This is a genomic window from Streptomyces sp. NPDC050147 (assembly GCF_040660195.1).
Lineage (GTDB): Bacteria > Actinomycetota > Actinomycetes > Streptomycetales > Streptomycetaceae > Streptomyces.
The window spans coordinates 60,143-81,429 of record NZ_JBFALJ010000004.1; the positions used below are offsets into that span (position 1 = coordinate 60,143).

Annotated in this window: 18 protein-coding genes; 11 read left to right on the forward strand and 7 right to left on the reverse strand. The window is 71.2% G+C overall.

The window, feature by feature from the left end:
* The first annotated feature begins 182 nt into the window (after positions 1 to 182).
* Complete coding sequence (locus AB0I94_RS08940) at positions 183 to 665, forward strand: ATP-binding protein (protein WP_363308781.1); 483 nt, start codon at positions 183 to 185, stop codon at positions 663 to 665.
* A 39-nt stretch (positions 666 to 704) separates the two neighbouring features.
* Here the strand turns inward: AB0I94_RS08940 and AB0I94_RS08945 are convergent, their stop codons facing one another.
* Positions 705 to 1,769, reverse strand: coding sequence for a DUF2637 domain-containing protein (locus AB0I94_RS08945; protein WP_363308782.1), 1,065 nt, complete (start codon positions 1,767 to 1,769; stop codon positions 705 to 707).
* Positions 1,770 to 2,000: 231 nt separating this feature from the next.
* Positions 2,001 to 2,852, reverse strand: a complete 852-nt coding sequence (locus tag AB0I94_RS08950; protein WP_363308783.1) for a (2Fe-2S)-binding protein — start codon at positions 2,850 to 2,852, stop codon at positions 2,001 to 2,003.
* A gap of 192 nt (positions 2,853 to 3,044) precedes the next feature.
* Here AB0I94_RS08950 and AB0I94_RS08955 point away from each other — a divergent pair, with 192 nt between their 5' ends.
* The gene (locus AB0I94_RS08955; RefSeq protein ID WP_363309026.1) at positions 3,045 to 3,788 is read left to right on the forward strand and encodes a GntR family transcriptional regulator; all 744 of its coding nucleotides are present in this window, start codon (positions 3,045 to 3,047) and stop codon (positions 3,786 to 3,788) included.
* A gap of 213 nt (positions 3,789 to 4,001) precedes the next feature.
* Here AB0I94_RS08955 and AB0I94_RS08960 read toward each other — a convergent pair whose 3' ends face one another.
* Together AB0I94_RS08960 and AB0I94_RS08965 are read right to left on the reverse strand one after the other, a co-directional pair.
* Positions 4,002 to 4,763 (reverse strand): hypothetical protein, encoded by a 762-nt coding sequence (locus AB0I94_RS08960; RefSeq protein ID WP_363308784.1) that lies wholly within the window; start codon positions 4,761 to 4,763, stop codon positions 4,002 to 4,004.
* A gap of 154 nt (positions 4,764 to 4,917) precedes the next feature.
* Positions 4,918 to 6,660, reverse strand: coding sequence for a PucR family transcriptional regulator ligand-binding domain-containing protein (locus AB0I94_RS08965; RefSeq protein WP_363308785.1), 1,743 nt, complete (start codon positions 6,658 to 6,660; stop codon positions 4,918 to 4,920).
* A gap of 351 nt (positions 6,661 to 7,011) precedes the next feature.
* Here AB0I94_RS08965 and AB0I94_RS08970 point away from each other — a divergent pair, with 351 nt between their 5' ends.
* The 6 genes from AB0I94_RS08970 to AB0I94_RS08995 all read left to right on the forward strand — a co-directional run bounded on the left by AB0I94_RS08970 (position 7,012) and on the right by AB0I94_RS08995 (position 15,132).
* On the forward strand, positions 7,012 to 7,902 hold the full coding sequence (locus AB0I94_RS08970) for a xanthine dehydrogenase family protein subunit M (RefSeq protein WP_363308786.1): 891 nt from the start codon (positions 7,012 to 7,014) through the stop codon (positions 7,900 to 7,902).
* Positions 7,902 to 8,495, forward strand: coding sequence for a (2Fe-2S)-binding protein (locus AB0I94_RS08975; protein WP_363308787.1), 594 nt, complete (start codon positions 7,902 to 7,904; stop codon positions 8,493 to 8,495). Before AB0I94_RS08970 ends, AB0I94_RS08975 begins: the two co-directional genes overlap by 1 nt.
* A gap of 2 nt (positions 8,496 to 8,497) precedes the next feature.
* Positions 8,498 to 10,888, forward strand: coding sequence for a molybdopterin cofactor-binding domain-containing protein (locus tag AB0I94_RS08980; RefSeq protein WP_363308788.1), 2,391 nt, complete (start codon positions 8,498 to 8,500; stop codon positions 10,886 to 10,888).
* A 280-nt stretch (positions 10,889 to 11,168) separates the two neighbouring features.
* Positions 11,169 to 12,647, forward strand: a complete 1,479-nt coding sequence (locus tag AB0I94_RS08985) for an NCS2 family permease (RefSeq protein WP_363308789.1) — start codon at positions 11,169 to 11,171, stop codon at positions 12,645 to 12,647.
* Between the two features lie 37 nt (positions 12,648 to 12,684).
* Positions 12,685 to 13,842 carry an XdhC/CoxI family protein gene (locus AB0I94_RS08990; protein WP_363308790.1) on the forward strand — a complete coding sequence of 386 codons (1,158 nt, stop codon included), beginning with the start codon at positions 12,685 to 12,687 and terminating at the stop codon, positions 13,840 to 13,842.
* Between the two features lie 63 nt (positions 13,843 to 13,905).
* Entirely contained in the window at positions 13,906 to 15,132 is a 1,227-nt protein-coding gene (locus AB0I94_RS08995; RefSeq protein ID WP_363308791.1) for an FAD-dependent monooxygenase, read from the forward strand.
* Between the two features lie 36 nt (positions 15,133 to 15,168).
* On the opposite strand, the gene AB0I94_RS09000 is transcribed toward AB0I94_RS08995, so the two are convergent.
* The 3 genes from AB0I94_RS09000 to AB0I94_RS09010 form a co-directional block, all read right to left on the reverse strand.
* Complete coding sequence (locus AB0I94_RS09000; RefSeq protein WP_363308792.1) at positions 15,169 to 15,627, reverse strand: SRPBCC family protein; 459 nt, start codon at positions 15,625 to 15,627, stop codon at positions 15,169 to 15,171.
* A 50-nt stretch (positions 15,628 to 15,677) separates the two neighbouring features.
* A complete protein-coding gene (locus tag AB0I94_RS09005; protein WP_363308793.1) occupies positions 15,678 to 16,412 on the reverse strand; it encodes a polysaccharide deacetylase family protein in 735 nt (244 codons plus the stop codon).
* A 147-nt stretch (positions 16,413 to 16,559) separates the two neighbouring features.
* Complete coding sequence (locus AB0I94_RS09010; RefSeq protein WP_363308794.1) at positions 16,560 to 17,987, reverse strand: aminopeptidase P family protein; 1,428 nt, start codon at positions 17,985 to 17,987, stop codon at positions 16,560 to 16,562.
* A gap of 109 nt (positions 17,988 to 18,096) precedes the next feature.
* Here AB0I94_RS09010 and AB0I94_RS09015 point away from each other — a divergent pair, with 109 nt between their 5' ends.
* The 3 genes from AB0I94_RS09015 to AB0I94_RS09025 are packed head-to-tail and all read left to right on the forward strand — an operon-like array spanning position 18,097 to position 21,271.
* Entirely contained in the window at positions 18,097 to 19,275 is a 1,179-nt protein-coding gene (locus AB0I94_RS09015) for an FAD-binding oxidoreductase (protein WP_363308795.1), read from the forward strand.
* Positions 19,272 to 19,598 carry a (2Fe-2S)-binding protein gene (locus tag AB0I94_RS09020; protein ID WP_363308796.1) on the forward strand — a complete coding sequence of 109 codons (327 nt, stop codon included), beginning with the start codon at positions 19,272 to 19,274 and terminating at the stop codon, positions 19,596 to 19,598. Before AB0I94_RS09015 ends, AB0I94_RS09020 begins: the two co-directional genes overlap by 4 nt.
* Positions 19,595 to 21,271: an FAD-dependent oxidoreductase gene (locus AB0I94_RS09025; RefSeq protein ID WP_363308797.1), complete on the forward strand. Its 1,677-nt coding sequence runs from the start codon at positions 19,595 to 19,597 to the stop codon at positions 21,269 to 21,271. The genes AB0I94_RS09020 and AB0I94_RS09025 overlap by 4 nt, the downstream gene beginning before the upstream one ends.
* Positions 21,272 to 21,287 lie beyond the last annotated feature (16 nt).

The following is a 21,287-nucleotide window of genomic DNA, read 5'->3' on the forward strand; positions in this document are numbered from 1 at the left end:
GACGCGATCGGGCCCGGTCGGGATCAAGCAGAAACGGTCCACGGCTTCACTTCCCCGCCGGGCTCGGGCGCACCCACTCCAATGGTTGACGAATGGACATGAGTGCCGCCAACCCGGTGGGGCATGCATTTCCGTGAAGGTGTTCGAGCAGGAAGGATTGGACTCGTTTGTGGGCGGGGGTCATGACAAGGCAAGCAAGAGGGGGCGGTCCCATTCAGTTCGGGACTTCTTCGCCGATAGCAAGGGACGGGCCGATCGACGACAAGCCGGTGGAGCTTCACAGGGCTCAACTCCGGCGCAGATTGGGGAGATCCGACCTACGGGCGGTCCCTGAGGTCAGGGGATCGTTACGCGAACTGCTCCGGTCCTGGGGGAGGCCCGGAAGATCCGAGATAGCCGAACTGCTGACCAGCGAACTGGTCACGAACGCTCTGGTGCACACCGACCGCGACGCCATTGTGACGGCGACCGTGCGGCCGGGCAGGCTGCGCGTCGAGGTCAGGGACTTCGTGGGACGCCGCCCGAAGCTCTGCGTGCCGAATGCCGACGACGGCACGCATGGCCGGGGCCTGATGCTCGTGCAGTCCCTCGCCGACGCGTGGGGCGTGCGGGCCGACGGGGTCGGAAAGGTGGTGTGGTTCGAGCTGGACGGCGGCCCGGCATGAGCCGGACCGCCGGTCAACTCCCGTCCTGCGCCGCTGTCATCAGCCGAACTGCTGCTCCAGATCCTTGAGCTTGCGCTCAAGGGAGTCGAGCCGTGGCAGCGCCTGGGTGTCGTCCTCGGCCGTGAGGTCGACGGTGACGGGTTCAGTGCCGCCCTTGACGGCCTGGAGGGCGGGCCGGGAGCGCAGCGGCAACTGTTCCTGTTCCTGCGGCGCTATGGCAGGGTCCGCGCCGACCTGCGCGGACCCGGCGGCCGGCGCGACCGCCGGCAGATCGACCTGCCGCGCGCCACCGCGACTGGGGAGACCGCGGTGGCCCCTGCTGATCGCCTTGAGCTGCGCACGCTCCAGCTTCTCCCGGTCCCGCCTGCGGGTCCGGGTGCGCTCCTTCTCGCGCCGGTCCTCGCGGACCTCCTCGACCGCCTCGTCCAGGCTGCGTACGCCTTCGAGGAGCATCAGCGACCAGGCGGCGAAGGTCTCCCGCGGCGCGCGCAGCCACCGTACGATCCGGATCTGCGGCAACGGCCGCGGCACCAGGCCCTGTTCGCGCAGTGCCGCGCGGCGGGTCTGCTTCAGCGCGCGGTCGAAGAGCACCGCCGCCGACAGCGACATCCCGGCGAAGAACTGCGGGGCGCCCGCGTGGCCGAGTCCCCTGGGCGCGTGCACCCAGTTGAACCAGGCGGCCGCGCCCGCGAACGTCCACACCAGGAGTCGCGAGCCGAGCGCCGCGTCACCATGGCTGGCCTCGCGCACGGCGAGTACGGAGCAGAACATCGCCGCACCGTCGAGCCCGAACGGGACCAGATACTCCCAGCCACCGGTGAGGTTGAGATTCTGCCGGCCGAAGCCGACGAGGCCGTGGAAGGAGAGTGCGGCGGCGACCGCCGCACAGCAGAACAGGAGAACGTACGAAGCCGTTCCGTAGATGGCTTCCTTGCGCCTGCGGCGCTCCTCGCTGCGTTCCCAGGAGTCGTCGCCGGACGCGCCGGCGGCCGCCTTCTGCCCGGCGCGCTTGCCGCGTGCGAGTACCGCCACCGCCACCAGCATGCCCAGGAGCAGGACGCCACCCGGAAGCAGCCAGTCCAGCGATATGTCGGTCAGTCTCATCTGGGGTCCCTTGCGTCGCGGTAGGGCGTTCGGGCGCCATAGTGGCCCAATCCCGATGGCCCCCAGAGGGGTTTTTGGGCAAGAGAACGCCAAGGGGGGGGCAAAGGGGTGCGGCGCGCGCCGTTTTGCTCGAACGCAGGGCCCAGTAAGCCGAGTTGAGTTCGATTAAACGAACACGAAAGGGTGGTTCAAGGGGGAGGGGGCGCGGTTTCTGCCCGGAGTGCGGCGCGGTCAGGCGGCAGCGGCGGCGCTGAGGCGCGCGACGCGCTCCGCGTCACAGGTGCGCGGGCAGGTCACACAGGTGTCCTCGGGCCGCAGCGTGTAGAACATGCAGCAGCTCGCGCGGTCCCGCGTCGGCAGGGACTCGCCGCTGGGCCCGCGCAGTTCACGGAAGCCCGCCGTACCCACGTACGGCTTGGTGGCGCCGGGAAGGAGCCGCTCGAGATCGGTCGTGGCGCGCTGCTCCTCGCCGAGGAGATGGGCGATGTACCAGAGCCCCTCGACGATCTCGTCCGTGGCGACGCTCCACAGGGCGCGCGAACGGCGCCGCATCCGTGGCCCGAAGGCGTCGAGGAGCGGTCCCAGATGCTCGGCGACGGCGGCCCGCACCTCCGCGCGCAGGGCCTCCTCGTCCGGCACGACGCGGGCGCCGGGCAGCGAGGCGGCCGGATCGTCCGGCAGGCAGGCGAAGCCCTCGCTGCGGACGGCGAGACGGCCGAGGGTGCGCTGGAAGGACACGTTCTGCACGGGGTAGCGGGGCACGCGGCGGTGCAGGAACCACGGCAGGGTGATGAGGAGAGTGGCAGGCCAGGCGTAGCGGTGCAGGGCGAAGCTCGCGATGACGTCCGGGCGCCCCGCCTGCCCGTAGTCCTTCCGTACCTGCGCCTCGTCCCACGCCATGAACGCGTCGAGATCGGCCCCGCCCTCCGCGAGCCGGGCGGCAGTGACCCAACCGTCGCCCTGTGGGGTCTGCTCCTCGACGCCGAGCTCGGTCACGCGCAGTCCGGGGAACACCTCGGTGAGGCGGGCGTAGGCGTCCGCGAGGGCGCTCGGGGCGCTCTTCGCCAAGGTGGGTACGGACATGCGGGAACCACCGAATCACGATCGATTACAGGTAAGCCTAACCTTACCCAGAATGATCGAGGTTTCAACTGCGGGGCTGTCCGCCTATGGTGCCTCTCGTACCTTTCGGACCGAGCGGACTTTGGGGTGGACCTCGTGGAGCAGGCCAGAGCGCATGACGCGTACCGCCTCGCCGCCCGTGTGCCGAAGCAGGTGCGGGCCGCGACGGCCAGGGACGCGGCGGCCCCGGCGACGTCCCCTGCCGCCGCCCGCGGTGAGCACACGCACGGGGAAGCGGCGGTGCCGGTACCCGTGCCCGTGCCCCGCAGGACCGTGCAGCGGAACTCGGTCCGCGGTCAGATCCTGGACGCCCTGCGGGACGCGCTCGTCGGGGGCGAGCTCGCGCCCGGCGAGGTGTACTCGGCGCCCGTGCTCGGCGAGCGCTTCGGGGTCTCGGCGACTCCGGTGCGCGAGGCGATGCAGCAGCTCGCGATCGAGGGAGCGGTGGAGGTCGTGCCCAACCGCGGCTTCCGGGTCACCGAGCGGAGCGCGCGAGAGCTGGGGGAGCTGGCGGAGGTGCGGGCGCTGATCGAGGTGCCGGTGATGCTGCGGCTCGCCCGTACGGTGCCGGCGGCGCGGTGGTGCGAGCTGCGGCCGCTGGCCGAGGCGAGCGCGGTGGCGGCGGCGGGCGGGGACCTGGCCCGGTACGCGGAGGCGGACCGGGCCTTTCACGGAGCGGTTCTCGCCCTCGCGGGCAATCAGCAGCTGGTGCAGGTGGCGGACGACCTGCACCGCCGGTCGCAGTGGCCCCTGGTGAGCGGGCCCGTGCACGCTCGCCGCGCGGATCTCGTCGCTGACGCGGCGGAGCACATGGCGCTCCTTGAGGCGCTGGTGGCGCAGGACCTGGGGGTCGTCCAGACCTTGGTGCGGGAACACTTTGCGGGGGCTGGGGGCTGAGGTTCGGGCGGCCCCTGCGGGGCTTTCCCCACTGCGCCTATTAGCGCGCTCCGCGCGCGGGCACCCCTTCCCGAAACCAAGGGGCTCCGCCCCCTGGCCCCCCGTACAAGATGTCCTCAAACGCCGGACGGGCTGAAATATCAGCCCGTCCGGCGATTGAGGACGAACTCGGCGGAGCCGGTGATCAACGGCGACAAAGCAACCGCTCTTACGTCACGCCGCCGGCGCCGGCGGCGACAACTGCTGCGCCAGCCACGACGGCACCCCGCCCATCAACCGAAAGAGCCGAGCCGCCTCGGCCCGAAGCCGCCCCGCCTCCGGTTCAGGCTCCGCATCGGCCAGCGCGGCCAGCGCGGGCGCCGTACCCACCAGATACCCCAGCTCCTCGCGAATCCGCAGCGACTCCGCGAAGCCATGCCGCGCCTCGGCCAACTCGCCCTCACGCAGGGCGAGTCCGGCCAGGTGACGCCAGGTGAAGGAGAGCAGCAAGGGGTCGCCGTGCGCGGTCGCCCCCGCATGCGCCCGCCGGTAGGCCGCCCGCGCCGCCTGAGGTGAATTCGCGATGTGCTCGGCGATCAGACCCCGGCGGAAGTCGAGCAGGGGACGTCCCGGCGTGTTGGGGGCGAGGAGCGCCGCCGCCCGCCCCAGTGCCGTACGCGCCTCGTCGGCCCGGTCCCGCACCGCGAGCACCGTGGAGGCGTACGCGAGCTGGCCGCGCTCGCAGGCGGCGGCGCCGCGGTCCTCGTCCTCCACGGCCAGCGCCTCGGCGGTCCGCAGCCCGTCCTCCGCCTCTGCCCAGCCCTCTCCCGTGAACAGGCACCGCTCCACCAGGAGCGAGGTTCTCTGCAGTGCGGGTCCCGGGCCCTCCCGCGAGGCCAGCAGCGCGGCCGCGTCGGTCCAACAGCCGCGCGAGCGCAGCCGCCATACCGCGGTCTGGAGTGGATCGTCCCCTGCAGTCGTTCCGGAACCAGACATGGCGGTATGCGCCACGTTGCCCTCCCCGAGCACGCCATTGAGCTGTTGAGTCGTGGGCGCATCTCAGCATGGATGGGCGCACTCGGCCAAGGGGCTGGGTGAAAGATTTCACAAAGGGCGGGTCATGAGAGGTGTTCGGCGCGGGTCGCCCGTGTCAGCTCATGCGCAGTGCCAGGAAGAAATCGAGCTTGTCCTCGAGGCGCGAAAGGTCACGACCCGTCAACTGCTCGATACGGCCCACTCGGTAGCGCAACGTGTTGACGTGGAGGTGCAGCCGCGCCGCGCACCGCGTCCAGGAACCGTCGCAGTCCAAGAACGCCTCCAGGGTCGGGATGAGCTCCGCCCGGTGACGCCGGTCGTAGTCCCGCAGCGGGTCGAGCAGGCGGGCCGTGAACGCCCGGCGCACGTCGTCGGGGACGAAGGGCAACAGCAGGACGTGCGAAGCCAGCTCCTGGTGGCCCGCCGCACAGACCCGCCCCGGACGCGCCGCGGCGACCCGGCGGGCGTGCCGCGCCTCCTCCAATGCGCCGCGCAGGCCCTCCGCCGAGTGCACGGACGCGCTGACGCCCAGCGTGAGGCGGCCGTCGCCGTCGAGGCCCGCCGAGAGGGGGTCGCGGACGGACTCCAGAAGGGAATCGGCCAGCAGGCCCGTCTCCGAACCGTCGTGCTCCGCGGAGACCGCGGGCAACGGTACGAGCGCGATCGCCTCGTCACCCGTATGGGCCACCGCGATGCGGTCGAACAGCTCAGCGCCGCCCCCCGAGACGGAACCCTGCCTGTTCGCGTCCGTCCGAGCATCCGCGGAAGGGGCCACGAGGATCTCCTCCAGGAGGGACTGGGCCACCGGGCCGCCCTCGATCTCGTCCCCGTCCCACTCCACGCGGGCCACCACGACCTGCCAGTGCGGCGCCGCGCCCAGGCCCGGCAGCAGCACGGGGGCGGCGACCCGCAGGCGCGCCGCGATCTCCGCCGGGGCCGCGCCTGTCTGGACCAGCTCAAGGACCTCCTGGGCCAGCCTGCGCCGTACGGTCCGTGCGGCGTCGCGCCGGTCGCGCTCCACCGCGATCAGCTGGGTGACGCCCTGCAGCAGGTCGAGCCGCTCCTCGGGCCAGTCGCCCGCGTCCGCCTCGACCGCCAGGAACCAGTCCGAGAGGACCGTCTCGCGCACGTCGCGCAGCGCCGCCGCGCTCGCCGCCGCCGCGGCGGTACCGGAGCCGCGCCCACTGCTCCGAATGGGGAACAGGGAGTACGTCGAGCCGTCCACCTGGACCCGGTGGGGGCCCCGGCGTCCCGTGCGGACCGCGGCCAGGTGCTCGCCCGCCAGACGGGCGCACACGGCCGTCGGCAGGGCGGGGCCCGCGGCGCTCGACCCCGCGATGGCGCGGCCCGCGGGGGACAGGACCCAGGCCCGCAGGTCCAGGTCGGAGCCGAGCAGGTCGAGGACGACGTCGGGGCCGCCGCCGGTGGGGCCAGAGGTCATCAGGCGGCGGTGCCGGTCCACGACGGCCGCCAGGTCACCGGCCCGCTCGCCGGAGACCTGGCGTACGACGTGCTCGGTGATCGTGGCGAAGGCGACCGACTCGTTCACGGCGAACAGCGGCAGGCGGTGCCGGGCGCAGGCCTCGACGATGTCGTCCGGGATGTCACCCAGCTCGGCCTCGCCCGCCGCGAGCGCCGCCACTCCGGCGCTCGCGAGAATGCGTACGAAGGGCTCCGTGTCCGAGGCGTCGCGCCGCCAGGCGAGACCGGTCAGGACCAGCTCGCCGCCCGCGAGGTACCGGCTGGGGTCGCGCAGGTCCGTGGTCATCACACCGCGCACGGTGCGGTCGAGCTCTTCCTCACCGCCGAGCAGCCGCAGGCCCAGCGCGTCGGTGTCAAGGAGTGCGCGCAGCCGCATGGTGGTCGCCGCCGATCTTGTCTCGAATGGGATGTACAGACAGTCCAGGTCTGTCGACTCTGTGTCGCCACCTGTCGACCCGAGCCCCTTGTGTCCTGGGGTACCTCCGGTTTCCAGGGGGATTCCGCGAGGTTGCTGGGGCCCGTTCTTCATACGAATCTACAAGACGCGCGGCTTGGCCAGCCAACTCCTTCATGGTTTCGGTGACTGACCCCATCGGACGGCGGGGCGGTGTACTTGCCCCACTCCGCGTTAACAGCACATGAACGAGCAGTCGAGGGACGAATGGCCCGAGTGGCCGGAACGAAGTCCCCCGAAGCGAACGACCCACGATACGAAGAAGAGAGCCTCATGGACTTCCTTCGCCCCGCCAGCTGGGAGGAGGCGCTCGCCGCCAAGGCCGAGCACCCGACAGCTGTGCCGATTGCGGGTGGCACCGACGTGATGGTCGAGATCAACTTCGACCACCGTCGTCCCGAGTACCTGCTTGACCTCAACCGCATCGCCGAACTGCGCGAGTGGGCGGTGGGCGAGGAGACGGTCCAGCTGGGCGCCTCCGTTCCGTACACCCAGATCATGGAGGAGCTGCGCACGGAGCTTCCCGGTCTCGCGCTCGCCTCGCACACGGTCGCGTCCCCGCAGATCCGCAACCGCGGCGGCGTCGGCGGCAACCTCGGCACGGCGTCCCCGGCCGGCGACGCCCACCCGGCGCTGCTCGCCGCCGACTGCGAGGTCGAGGTGGAGTCCGTGCGCGGCTCGCGTCTCATCCCGATCGACGACTTCTACACCGGCGTGAAGCGCAACGCCCTCGCCCAGGACGAGCTGATCAAGTCCGTCCACATCAAGAAGGCCGACGGCCCGCAGCAGTACTCGAAGGTCGGCACCCGCAACGCGATGGTCATCGCCGTGTGCGCCTTCGGTATCGCCCTGCACCCCGAGACGCGGACCGTACGGACCGGCATCGGCTCCGCGGCCCCGACCCCCATCCGGGCCAAGGCCGCCGAGGAATTCCTGAACGCGGCGCTCGAAGAGGGCGGCTTCTGGGACAGCGGGAAAATCATCACCCCCTCGATCGCCAAGCAGTTCGCGGAGCTCGCCTCCGGTGCCGCCAATCCGATCGACGACGTCCGCGGCACGGCGAACTACCGCCGGCACGCCGTCGGCATCATGGCCCGCCGCACGCTCGGCTGGACCTGGGAGTCGTACCGCGGCAACGGCCGCAGCACTGAGGGAGTCGCATAATGCGCGTGAACTTCACGGTCAATGGCCGTCAGCAGGAAGCCGACGACGTCTGGGAGGGCGAGTCCCTCCTCTACGTCCTGCGCGAGCGCATGGGGCTCCCCGGTTCGAAGAACGCCTGTGAGCAGGGCGAGTGCGGTTCCTGCACCGTCCGCCTCGACGGCGTACCGGTGTGTTCCTGTCTGGTCGCCGCCGGACAGGCCGAGGGCCGCGAGATCGTCACCGTCGAGGGCCTGGCCGACTACGCCAAGCACCGCGAGACCGCCCACCCGGGCGGCGCCTGCGGCTCCGTCTGCGGCGGCACCAGCCTCCAGGAGGCCCGCCAGTGGCAGGCCAAGGGCACCGACGGCCAGACCGGTGAGGGCGGTGAACTGTCCCCGATCCAGCAGGCGTTCATCGACGCCGGCGCCGTCCAGTGCGGCTTCTGCACCCCCGGTCTCCTCGTCGCGGCCGACGAGCTCCTCGAGCGCAACGCCTCGCCGTCGGACGCCGACATCCGTGAGGCGCTCTCCGGCAACCTCTGCCGCTGCACCGGTTACGAGAAGATCCTGGACGCGGTCCGCCTGGCGGCCGCCCGTCAGGAAGAGACGGTCTGATCATGGCTGGAACCAAGACCACCACGGGCGCGCCCACCGAAGTCACCCAGAAGCACAACAAGGGCGGCATCGGCGAGTCCACGCTCCGCCCGGACGGCACCCTGAAGGTCACCGGTGAGTTCGCCTACTCCTCGGACATGTGGCACGAGGACATGCTCTGGGGTCAGACGCTCCGCAGCACCGTGGCGCACGCCGAGATCCTCTCGATCGACACCGTCGAGGCGCTCAAGACCCCCGGCGTCTACGCCGTCCTGACGTACGACGACCTGCCGGCCGAGATGAAGAACTACGGCCTGGAGATCCAGGACACCCCGGTCCTCGCCCACGGCAAGGTCCGTCACCACGGTGAGCCGGTCGCCCTCGTGGCCGCCGACCACCCGGAGACCGCACGCCGTGCCGCCGCGAAGATCGTGGTCGAGTACAAGGAACTGCCCGTCATCACCGACGAGGCCTCGGCGACCGCTCCGGACGCCGTCCTCGTGCACGAGGGCCGCACCGACGAGTACATCAAGCACGTCCCGCACCCGAACATCGTGCACAACCAGCCGATCATCCGGGGCAACGCCGAAGAGGCCGCAAAGAAGGCCGACTTCATCGTCAAGGGCGAGTACACCTTCGGCATGCAGGACCAGGCCTTCCTCGGCCCGGAGTCCGGCCTCGCCGTGCCGGCCGAGGACGGCGGCGTCGACCTGTACGTCGCCACCCAGTGGCTGCACTCGGACCTCGAACAGATCGCCCCCGTCCTCGGCCTGCCCGAGGAGAAGGTGCGCATGACGCTCTCCGGCGTCGGCGGCGCTTTCGGTGGCCGCGAGGACATCTCGATGCAGATCCACGCCTGCCTCCTGGCGCTGCGCACCGGCAAGCCGGTCAAGATCGTCTACAACCGCTTCGAGTCCTTCTTCGGCCACGTGCACCGCCATCCGGCCAAGCTCTACTACGAGCACGGCGCCACCAAGGACGGCAAGCTCACGCACATGAAGTGCAGGATCGTCCTGGACGGCGGCGCCTACGCGTCGGCCTCCCCGGCGGTCGTGGGCAACGCCTCGTCCCTGTCGGTCGGTCCGTACGTGATCGACGACGTCGACATCGAGGCGATCGCCCTCTACTCGAACAACCCGCCGTGCGGCGCGATGCGCGGCTTCGGCGCGGTCCAGGCGTGCTTCGCCTACGAGGCCCAGATGGACAAGCTCGCCGACAAGGTGGGCATGGACCGGGTCGAGTTCCGCCAGCTCAACGCCATGTCGCAGGGCACGATCATGCCGACGGGACAGCCGGTCGACTCGCCGGCCCCGGTCGCGGAGATCCTGCGCCGCGTCAAGGCCCGTCCGCTGCCGCCCGAGCGCCAGTGGGAGTCCAGCGAGGGCGCGGACGTCCGCGCGCTGCCCGGCGGTCTCTCCAACACCACGCACGGCGAAGGCGTCGTACGCGGCGTCGGCTACGCGGTCGGCATCAAGAACGTCGGCTTCTCCGAGGGCTTCGACGACTACTCCACCGCCAAGGTGCGCATGGAGGTCATCAACGGCGAGCCGGTCGCGACCGTGCACACCGCGATGGCGGAGGTCGGCCAGGGCGGCATCACCGTCCACGCGCAGATCGCCCGCACCGAGCTCGGCGTCCAGCAGGTGACCATCCACCCCGCCGACACCCAGGTGGGCAGCGCCGGCTCGACGTCCGCGTCCCGTCAGACGTACGTCACCGGTGGCGCGGTCAAGAACTCCTGCGAGCTCGTCCGCGAGAAGGTCCTGGAGATCGGCCGCCGCAAGTTCGGCTCCTACCACCCCGCGTGGGCCACCGCCGAACTGGTCCTGGAGGGCGGCAAGGTCGTCACCGACGGCGGCGAGGCCCTCGCGGACCTGGCCGAACTGCTCGACGGCGAGAGCGTCGAGGTCGAGGCCGAGTGGCGCCACCGTCCGACCGTGGCCTTCGACAAGAAGACCGGTCAGGGCAACGGCCACGTCCAGTACTCGTTCGCCGCGCACCGCGCGGTCGTCGAGGTGGACACCGAGCTCGGCCTGGTCAAGGTCATCGAGCTCGCCACCGCCCAGGACGTCGGCAAGGCACTCAACCCGCTCTCCGTCGTCGGCCAGATCCAGGGCGGTACCACCCAGGGCCTGGGCGTCGCGGTGATGGAAGAGATCATCGTCGACCCGAAGACCGCGAAGGTGCGCAACCCCTCCTTCACGGACTACCTCATCCCGACCATCCTCGACACGCCGACGATCCCCGTCGACGTGCTCGAACTGGCCGACCCGAACGCGCCCTACGGCCTTCGCGGCATGGGCGAGGCCCCGACCCTCTCGTCGACCCCGGCCGTCCTCGCGGCGATCCGGAACGCGACGGGTCTGGAGCTGAACAGGACGCCGGTACGTCCCGAACACCTCACCGGCACCTGATCCCACGATCTCTCCGGGCGGCGCGTGCCTCCCTCGGAACGTCACACTTCCCGACGCCCGCGCCGCCCGGAGAACCCCAGTACCGCACCGCTCGCGGTCATCGCAGAACCCAAGCAGAACCACGCAGCACCCACGCTCTTCGGAGCCCCAGTTCGTCTCGGGCCGTCCCCCGGGTCGTGCAGCCAAACGCACCATCCCAAATCCCGCAGTCTCCTCAGGCCCCACCCTTCACACCACAGCCTGATGCGGGTGCCCCTTTGAACCTTGGGAGTTAGGCACCATGACCCAGCAGTCAACCGAGCCGAAGACATCGGCAGAGGACGCGGGCAACGGCTCACGCGTCCCGGCCGGCAGATCTTGGCTCGACCGGTACTTCCACATAACCCACAGAGGGTCGACGGTCGGTCGGGAGGTGCGTGGCGGCATCACCACCTTCATGGCGATGGCCTACATCATCCTGCTCAACCCGGTGATCCTCTCGGTGCCCGACGCCACGGGACACCGCCTCGACGGTGATCAGCTGACCACCGCCACCGTCTTCGCGGCGGCCGCCACCACCATCGTCATGGGCATCCTCGGCAACGTGCCGCTGGCCCTGGCGGCTGGTCTCGGGGTCTCCGCCGTCATGGCCTTCCAGGTCGCCCCGGAGATGACCTGGGGCAACGCGATGGCGATGTGCGTCATCTACGGCGTCATCATCATCCTGCTGGTCCTCACCGGCCTGCGGACGCTGATCATGGACGCGATCCCCCTGGCGCTGAAGCACGCCATCACCATGGGCATCGGCATGTTCGTCACCCTGATCGGCCTGGTCCAGGCGGGCTTCGTCACCTCCATGCCGTCCAAGCACGGCGACATGGGCGCGAAGCCGATCCAGATGGGCATCGACGACAAGCTGATGGGCTGGCCCGTCCTCTGCTTCGCCGTCACCGTCCTGCTGATCTTCCTGCTCCAGGTCCGCAAGGTCCCGGGCTCGATCCTCATCGGCATCGTCGGCGGCACCGTCTTCGCCGCGATCGTCCACCAGCTCGCGGGCATGGGCCCCAAGGACTGGGGCCTGAACGCCCCGGAGCTCGACGGTTCCATCGTCTCATCGCCCGACTTCGGCCTCTTCGGCGAGGTGTCCTTCAGCGGGATCGGCGACATCGGCGCCATCACCGTGGGCGTCATCGTCTTCACCCTGGTCCTCGCCGGCTTCTTCGACGCCATGGGCACCATCATCGGCATCGGCCAGCAGGCCAACCTCGCCGACAAGGACGGCAAGATGCCGGGTCTGAGCAAGGCCCTGGCGATCGACGGTGCCGGTGGCGTCGTCGGCGGATTCGCCGGTGCCTCCGGCCAGACCGTCTTCGTCGAGTCCACCGCGGGCGTCGGCGACGGCGCGCGCACCGGCTTCGCGAGCGTGGTCACGGGCCTCGCCTTCACGCTGTGTCTCTTCTTCACTCCGCTGGCCCAGCTCATCCCCACCCAGGTCGCCGCCGCCGCGCTCGTCGTCATCGGCGCGATGATGCTGAGCAACGCCCGGCACATCGACTGGACCGACCAGGCCACCAGCATCCCGGTGTTCCTGACCACGGTCCTGATGCCGTTCACGTACTCCATCACGGTGGGTATCGCGGCCGGTGTCATCGCCCACGTCCTGATCAAGGCCGTCCAGGGCAGGGCCCGTGACATCGGCTGGCTCATGTGGGTGCTCGCGCTCGTGTTCCTCGCCTTCTTCGCGCTCCATCCGATCGAGAACTGGATGGGCGTCAAGTAGCCCATTCTGGTAACCACACACCCGTTAGGAGACGGACATGCTGGACATCGCCGAAGAGCTGCACCGGTGGGTCGAGCAGGGACGCGACTTCGCCGTCGCCACCGTGGTGGCGGTCGGCGGCAGCGCGCCCCGGCAGCCCGGTGCGGCCCTGGCCGTCGACTCCGACGGCACGGCCATCGGCTCCGTCTCCGGCGGGTGTGTGGAAGGCGCCGTCTACGAACTGTGCCGACAGGCGCTCGAAGACGGCGAAAGCGTCCTGGAGCGCTTCGGATACAGCGACGAGGACGCGTTCGCCGTGGGCCTGACCTGCGGCGGCATCATCGACATCCTCGTCACCCCGGTCCGCGCGGACTCCTCCGCGCGGCCGGTCATCGCCTCCGCGCTCGCGGTCGCCACCGCGGGCGAGGCCGCGGCCGTCGCCCGCGTCACCTCCGGCCCCGCGGAACTCGTGGGCCGGGCTCTTCTCGTACGTGCGGACGCCGACGCCCCTCATGAGGGCGGCCTCGGCGGACATCCCGAGCTGGACCGCACCGCTGCGGGCGAGGCCCGCGCGATGCTGGACGCGGGGCGCACCGGCACGGTGGAGATCGGCGAGGACGGCTCGCGCTGCGGGCAGCCGCTCACGCTCCTCGTCGAGTCGAGCGTCCCGCCGCCCCGCATGATCGTGTTCGGCGCCATCGACTTCGCGTCGGCGCTCGTCAAGATCGGCACGTTCCTCGGCTACCGCGTGACCGTCTGCGACGCGCGGCCCGTGTTCGCCACGGCGGCGCGCTTCCCGGACGCGGACGAGATCGTCGTCGAGTGGCCGCACACCTACCTGGAGCGGACGGAGGTCGACGGCCGCACCGTCCTGTGCGTCCTGACGCACGACGCCAAGTTCGACGTGCCGCTGCTCGAACTGGCCCTGCGTCTGCCGGTCGCCTACGTGGGCGCGATGGGATCGCGCCGCACGCACGAGGACCGCAACAAGCGGCTGCGCGAAGTCGGCGTGAGCGAGCTGGAGCTGGCCAGGCTCCGCTCGCCCATCGGCCTCGACCTGGGCGCGCGCACCCCGGAGGAGACGGCCCTCTCGATCGCTGCGGAGATCGTCGCGAACCGGCGGGGCGGCAGCGGGGTCTCGCTGACGGGCGCGCACACGCCGATCCACCACGACGGCTCGCGGCGGCCTACGGGGCGCATCGGGTCCGTGGCCTGAGATCCACGGCGGAAGCTGCGGTCTCTGCTACGTTGCGTCACAAATTGACCCTTTTGTGACGCAATGGGAGCGTATGTGAAGGTCGCCTGCGTCGGTGGCGGGCCCGCCGCCCTCTACCTCTCGATCCTGCTCAAGCGGCAGGACCCGTCCCACGACATCACCGTCCACGAGCGCAACCCCGCCGGGTCCACGTACGGCTGGGGAGTCACCTACTGGGGCGGCCTGCTCGACAAGCTCCACGCCGGTGACCCCGAGTCCGCGCGCGCCATCAGCGAGAACTCGGTCCGCTGGAGCGACGGCATCGCGCACGTCGGCGACCGTACGACGGTCCACCACGGCGACGAGGGACACGGCATCGGGCGCCACCGCCTCCTCGACATCCTCGCGAGCCGGGCCCGATCACTCGGCGTACGCGTCGAGTACGAGCGGGAGATCACCGACGCGGCCCAGCTGCCCCACGCCGATCTGATCGTCGCGGGGGACGGTGTCAGGAGCGCCCTGCGCGAGCGCCACACGGACCACTTCGGCGCAGAGATCGCGCTCGGCCGGAACAAGTACATCTGGCTCGGCACCACCAAGGTCTTCGACTCCTTCACCTTCGCCTTCGTGGAGACCGCGCACGGCTGGATCTGGTGCTACGGCTACCGTTTCAGCGACGAGCGGAGCACCTGCGTCGTCGAGTGCTCCCCGGAGACCTGGACGGGCCTCGGCCTGCACGAGGCGAGCGAGGCCGACGGACTCGCCCTCCTGGAGCGGCTCTTCGCCGGTCCGCTGGACGGGCACCGTCTGATCGGCCGCGCGCAGGCCGACGGCAGCGCGCAGTGGCTCAACTTCCGGACGCTGACCAACCGGACGTGGCACCGCGGCAACGTCGTCCTGCTCGGCGACGCCGCGCACACCACGCACTACTCGATCGGCGCGGGCACGACGCTCGCCCTGGAGGACGCGATCGCCCTGGCGGGCGCCCTGCGGGGAGACCCGGAGCTCACCCCCGCCCTCGCGAGCTACGAGCGGGAACGGCGGGCCGCCCTCCTGTCCGTCCAGAGCGCGGCCCGCTACAGCGCCCAGTGGTACGAGAACCTGCCGCGCTACATCGGCCTCGACCCGGCGCAGATGTTCGCGCTCCTCGGCCAGCGCCACTCACCGCTGCTTCCGCACATCCCGCCGCAGCTGTACTACCGGATCGACCGCGCCGCCGAGCAGTTGGAGCCCCTGCGCCGGATGAAGCGCTGGCTGGGCCCGAGGCTGGCACGGACCCTGCACGGACGGTCACAGGCTTCGCGAGGCTGAGGCGGGGCCGAGACGGGCCCTGAGGTTCGGGGCCGGTCAGGTGAAAGGGCGTGGCGGGGGAGAGGTGAGCAGTCCGTCCACCGCCCGCCCGAACATCCGTCGAGCGGCGGCCGCGAGCACCCTGTCGAAGACCCTCGGCAGCCACCGCACGCGCAGTTCCTCCTGCCAGACGACTGTCGAACCGGCCGCCCCGGACCGGGGGGCCACCTCGACCTCCGCCCACCCCGAGACGAACGACCCCCGCTTCTCCAGCCGGCACAGGCCACCGCCGGCCGCTGCCGGGCGCCACGTCACGACCTCCATCACGTCGTCGAAGCAGACCCGCCCGAGCCCGGTGCGGGCGACGAACACCGTTCCCTCCCCGCTGGGCGGCGGTGTCCGGACGACGACCCGCGTCAGCGGGACCACGTCGGCATGCCGCTCCCACGTGGTGAGCCGGCGCCAGACGTCGTCGGCGGGCAAGGATGATTCCCGGTCGATACGGAAGAGAGCCACACGGCGATACTGCCAGGACCCGGAGGCGAAACTCGCCTGCTACTCGCCTTCTACGGGCGGTAGACCTTGCCCGGCTCGGCCTTCCCCGGCGCGAGCAGCTGCGGGACCGTCACGAAGACGTAGCCGCGCTTCTTCAACTCGTCGATGATGCCCGGCACCGCGGGCACCGTTCCCTTGTAGATGTCGTGCAGCAGGATGATGCCGTCCCGCTTGGTCTGATCGACGACACGCTTCTGGATCAGGGCGGAGTCGTTGGTCGTGTAGTCCTTGGCGGTCACGCTCCACAAGATCTCCGAGAGGCCTTCCTCGCGTGAGATCTTGTTGACGTCCGGGTTGGTGCGGCCCTGCGGCGGGCGCATCAGCGTCGGCTTGCGGCCGATCAGCTTCTCTATCGCCTCGTTGGGCCTGCGCAGTTCCTCGTGTGCCTCGTCCGGTGTGATGTCGGTGAGGATCTTGTGCGACCAGGTGTGGCTCGCCACCTCATGCCCTTCGGCGTCCATGCGCTTCACGAGCCCGGGGTGTTCGACTATGTGGTTCTTGCCGAGCAGGAAGAACGTGGCGGGCACCTTCTCCTCCTTGAGGATGTCGAGCAGCCGCGCCGAGTTCTCGCTCGGCCCCGCGTCGAACGTCAGGGCCACGCACTTCGCCTTGCGGCAGTCGACCGTCCCGAGTTTCGCCTGGCCCTTGACGCTCACCGATGCGGCGTCCTTGCGCACGGAGCTGGGGGAGGTGGTGTCCACCTTGGTGCATCCGGTCAGGGTGACGGCCATGACCGCGGCGGTCATGGCCGTCAGGAAAGCGGCTCGACGGAACCCTGGGGCCGATCTCTTCATCTTGCTTTTCGCAGCGGGCATGCGAGCACTATACATAGTGTGTATATACGGGGTGTATAGAGGGGTCACGGGGCCCGCGCCCCGTCGGCTCTCCCCGCTTCAGCGGCCGTCCACCAGGCGGCCCATCCAGGCCTCGACCGCCGCGGACTCCCGCGGGAGGCCCGCCGACAGGTTCTCGTTGCCGTCGGCCGTGACGAGGATGTCGTCCTCGATCCGGACCCCGATGCCCCGGTACTCCTCGGGCACGGTGAGGTCGTCCGGCTGGAAGTACAGGCCGGGTTCGACGGTGAGCACCATGCCCTCCTCCAGTACGCCGCCGACGTACTCCTCGGTGCGCGCCTGGGCGCAGTCATGGACGTCGAGGCCGAGCATGTGGCCTGTGCCCGCCATGGTGAAGCGGCGCTGCAGCGCGAGCTCGAAGACCCGCTCCGGGTCGCCGTCGAGGAGGCCCCACTCGACGAGCGTGTACGCGAGGTGCCGCTGCGCCGTGTCATGGAAGTCGCGGTACGCGGCGCCCGGCTTCACGGCGGCGATGCCCGCCTCCTGCGCCTCGAACACCGCGTCGTAGATCCTGCGTTGGAGCGGAGTGAAGGTGCCGTCGATCGGGAGGGTGCGCGTGACGTCGGCGGTGTAGAGGGTGTGGGTCTCCACGCCCGCGTCAAGGAGGAGGAGTTCGCCGGGGCGCACCGGGCCGTCGTTGTCCTCCCAGTGCATGATCGTGGCGTGCTCGCCCGCCGCGCAGATCGATCCGTAGCCGATGTGGTTGCCCTCCAGGCGGGCGCGGCGGAAGAAGGTCCCCTCGATCCAGCGCTCCGACGTGGCGACCGCGGTCGCCAACTCCCGCACCACGTCCGTGAATCCACGGACCGTGGAGTCCACCGCCTTGCGCAGTTCGCCGATCTCCCATTCGTCCTTGACCAGGCGCAGACCCGAGAGCGCCTCCTCCAGCCCGGCGTCGCGCTGCTCGTCGGTCGTCACGGCCTCCTCCAGCACCGGGTCGTGGCCGCGCACGATGCGGGTCGGCACGTCCGGCGACGCCGCCAGTTCGGCCGGGGCGTCGCGGACGTCGCGGCAGGGCAGGCCGAGGAGCAGCTCGGACTCGGCGAGGCTGCGCCGGCGGCCCATCCACAGCTCGGCCGTCATGCCGGTCCAGAACTCGTCGCTCTCCCGGCTGTCGCGGGGGAGTTGGTAGAGGTACGCGTCGTGGCCGGTGCCCCCGGCGCGCGGTTCGAGGACGAGGGCGCAGTCCCGTGCCCGGTCGCCGGTCATGTGGACGTACGCGGAGTACGGGCGGAAGGGGTAATGGCTGTCGTTCGAGCGGACCTTGAGCTTTCCCGAGGGGATCACCAGGCGCTCGCCCGGGAACAGTGCGGACAGGGCGGCGCGGCGGCGCACGGCGTGCGGGGCCTGTTCGGCCGGGCGCAGGTCTCGCTGCTCGGTGTCGGCCCAGCCCGTCCTCATCAGGGCGGAGAGCTCCTCGGAGATCTCGGGGTACAGGCCGTTCTTGCGCGCCTTCGACTTGGCCATGGGGTTCACCTTTTCTGCCCCGTTCTGGGGCCGGGGTGCATTGCTCTGGGCGGTTTCCGCCAGCGTAGAGACCCTTGGCCCGTAAGGGAACATGTGACATAGTACTGGCGTGACAAAGCGGCTGACCTGCGATGTTGTGGTGGTCGGCGCCGGGATGGTGGGCGCCGCCTGTGCCCTGTACGCGGCGCGCGCCGGACTGCGTGTCGTCCTGGTGGACCGCGGCCCGGTGGCCGGCGGCACGACCGGCTCCGGCGAGGGGAACATTCTCGTCTCCGACAAGGAACCCGGACCCGAACTCGAACTCGCCCTGCTGTCCAGCCGGTTGTGGACGGAACTGACCACGGAACCGGGCGTGGGCGCGAACATCGAGTTCGACGCCAAGGGTGGCGTGGTCGTCGCCTCCTCCGGTGAAGGGCTTGCGGCGCTGGGGGAGTTCGCCTCGGGCCAGCGCGAAGCCGGGGTCGACGCGAGAGCCGTCGCGGCCGACGAACTGTACGACCTGGAACCGAATCTCGCTCCCGGCACGGCGGGCGGCGTCTTCTACCCGCAGGACGCCCAGGTGATGCCGTCGCTGGCCGCGGCCCAACTGGTGCGCCTGGCTCGCGGCTTGGGAGCCGAGCTGCGTACGGGATGGGCCGTCACCGCCCTGTTGCGGACCGCGGGCGGTGCAGTACGGGGGGTGCGCACGGACCAAGGCGAGATCCAGGCCCCGTACGTGGTGAACGCGGCGGGCACCTGGGGTGGCGAGCTCGCCGCCCTCGCCGGAGTCGCCCTGCCCGTGCTGCCGAGGCGCGGCTTCGTCCTGGTCACGGAGCCGCTGCCGCGCATGGTCCGGCACAAGGTCTACGCCGCCGACTACGTGGCGGACGTGGCCAGCGGGTCCGCCGCGCTCCAGACGTCGCCGGTGGTCGAGGGCACGGCGGCGGGGCCGGTCCTGATCGGCGCGAGCCGTGAGCGGGTCGGCTTCGACCGGAGCTTCTCGCTGCCGGTCGTGCGGGCCTTGGCGGCGGGGGCGACCCGGCTCTTCCCGTTCCTCGCGGACGTCCGCGCGATGCGTGCGTACGTCGGCTTCCGCCCCTACCTGCCGGATCACCTCCCCGCCATCGGTCCTGACGCCCGGGTGCCGGGGATGATCCACGCCTGCGGTCACGAGGGCGCGGGGATCGGACTCGCCACGGGTACGGGGCACTTGATCGCCCAGGTGCTGCGCGGCGCGACCCCGGACCTGGACCTCACCCCGTTCCTCCCCGACCGTTTCGCCGAAAGCCCGCCCAAGGAGGCGCAGTGACCAGACGCACCCCGCTGGCCCTGACCGACGCCCACCCGGGCCCGCCCCACACGGTCACGTTCAATGGCCGCGACATCCCGGCCCTGCCGGGCCAGACGGTGGCCGCCGCGCTCTGGGCGGCAGGAATCACGGCATGGCGCACCACGAGACGGAGCGGCGAACCAAGGGGTGTTTTCTGCGGAATCGGGGTCTGCTTCGACTGCCTGGTGGAGGTCGACGGGCGGGCGAACCAGCGGGCTTGCCTGGTACCGGCCACGCCGGGAGCCGAGATCCGGACACAGGAAGGCACCGGTCACGACGGGGAGACGGGGTGTGGGCGATGAGTACTCCGCACACGCTCGCCGTGATCGGCGCGGGGCCCGCAGGTCTCGCGGCGGCGCTCGCCGCGGCTCGGCGGGGCGTCCGGGTGACGCTGGTCGACTCGGCCGGGCAGGCGGGCGGGCAGTTCTACCGGCAGCCCGCCGCAGCGCTCGGCGCGCGTCGGCCGCAGGCCTTGCACCACCAGTGGCGTACGTGGGAACGGCTGCGGGACGGGCTCGCGGAACACATCGCGTCGGGCCGCGTCACGCACTTGACGGAGCATCATGTCTGGTTCGTGGAGCGCGGCTTCACAGGCGCGTCGGCGGCCGTGCGGCGGACGACACCGGGGCCCGGCGAGCGGTCCGCAGTGGCATCCGGCGCACCGGCCTCCGTTGTGCCATGCGGTGGTGCGGGGCATGTGGGCGATGCGGTGGTCGGCACGGCGACCGATGGGCGGTCGTCGGTGGCCGGGTCCGGCAGAGGCTCCGGGGTGGCGGCTCGCGCCGAGGCCGCGTCCACGGATGTCGACCCCGCCCGCCCCGCCGGGCCAGGTTTCACCGTGCACGCGCTGCTCGGCCCCGGGCAGGAAGAGTCCGTGGCCGTGCACGCCGACGCCGTGCTTCTCGCGACCGGGGGGTACGAGAAGGTCCTGCCGTTCCCCGGCTGGACCCTGCCCGGCGTGATCACCGCCGGTGGCGCGCAGGCCATGCTCAAGGGAGGGCTCGTCCTGCCGGGGCGCACTGCCGTCGTGGCCGGGACCGGGCCGCTGCTCATGCCCGTCGCCGTCGGGCTCGCGGCGGCCGGGGCGAAGGTGGCCGCCCTGGTCGAGTCCGCGGGACCCGAACCCTTCGCGCGGCACGCTGCCACCCTCGCCGCCCATCCGGACAAGCTCGCCGAAGGCGCCTGGTACGCCACCCAACTGCTGCGGCACGGCGTGCCGGTGGCGTCGCGTCACACCGTCGTCGAGGCACACGGCAAGCACGCGCTCGACGCGGTGACCATCGCCGCGCTCGACGCGGCGGGGCGGGTCAGGCCCGGCACCGAGCGGCGCGTCGACTGCGACACCCTGGCCGTCGGCCACGGCATGCTGCCGCACACCGATCTCGCCGAGGGGCTCGGCTGCCGGGTGGACGGCGTGAACGTCGCCGTCGACTCCGAGCAGCGCACCGACGTCCCCGGCGTCTGGGCCGCGGGCGAGGCGACAGGCATCGGCGGCGCCGCACTCTCCCTCGCCGAAGGCCACATCGCCGGACGCTCGGCCGCCGCCCGGCTCCAGGGGAGCACACCGGACCCGCGCGCATGGGCCGCCGCAGCCGCGGCCCGCAAGAAGGCACGTAAGTTCGCCGCCGCGATCGGCGCCGTGTACGCGCCGCCCGCGCACTGGGCCGAGCAGCTTCGCGACGACACCCTCGTCTGCCGCTGCGAGGAGGTTCCGGCATCGGCGGTCCGCGAGGCCGTCGAGGAACTCGGGGCCACGGACGTGCGGACCGTGAAACTCCTGACCCGGGCCGGCATGGGCTGGTGCCAGGGCCGCATGTGCTCGGCGGCCGTCGCCGAACTCGCGGGCTGCGAGGAGCGCTCCGCGCGGCGGCCGTTCGCCCGGCCGGTGCCGCTCGGCGTACTCGCGCAGACCACCGACGAAGACGACAACGTAGGCGAAGACGAAGACGTAGGCGAGCAGGACCCCTCCCTCTGACCCGCACCGAAGGGAC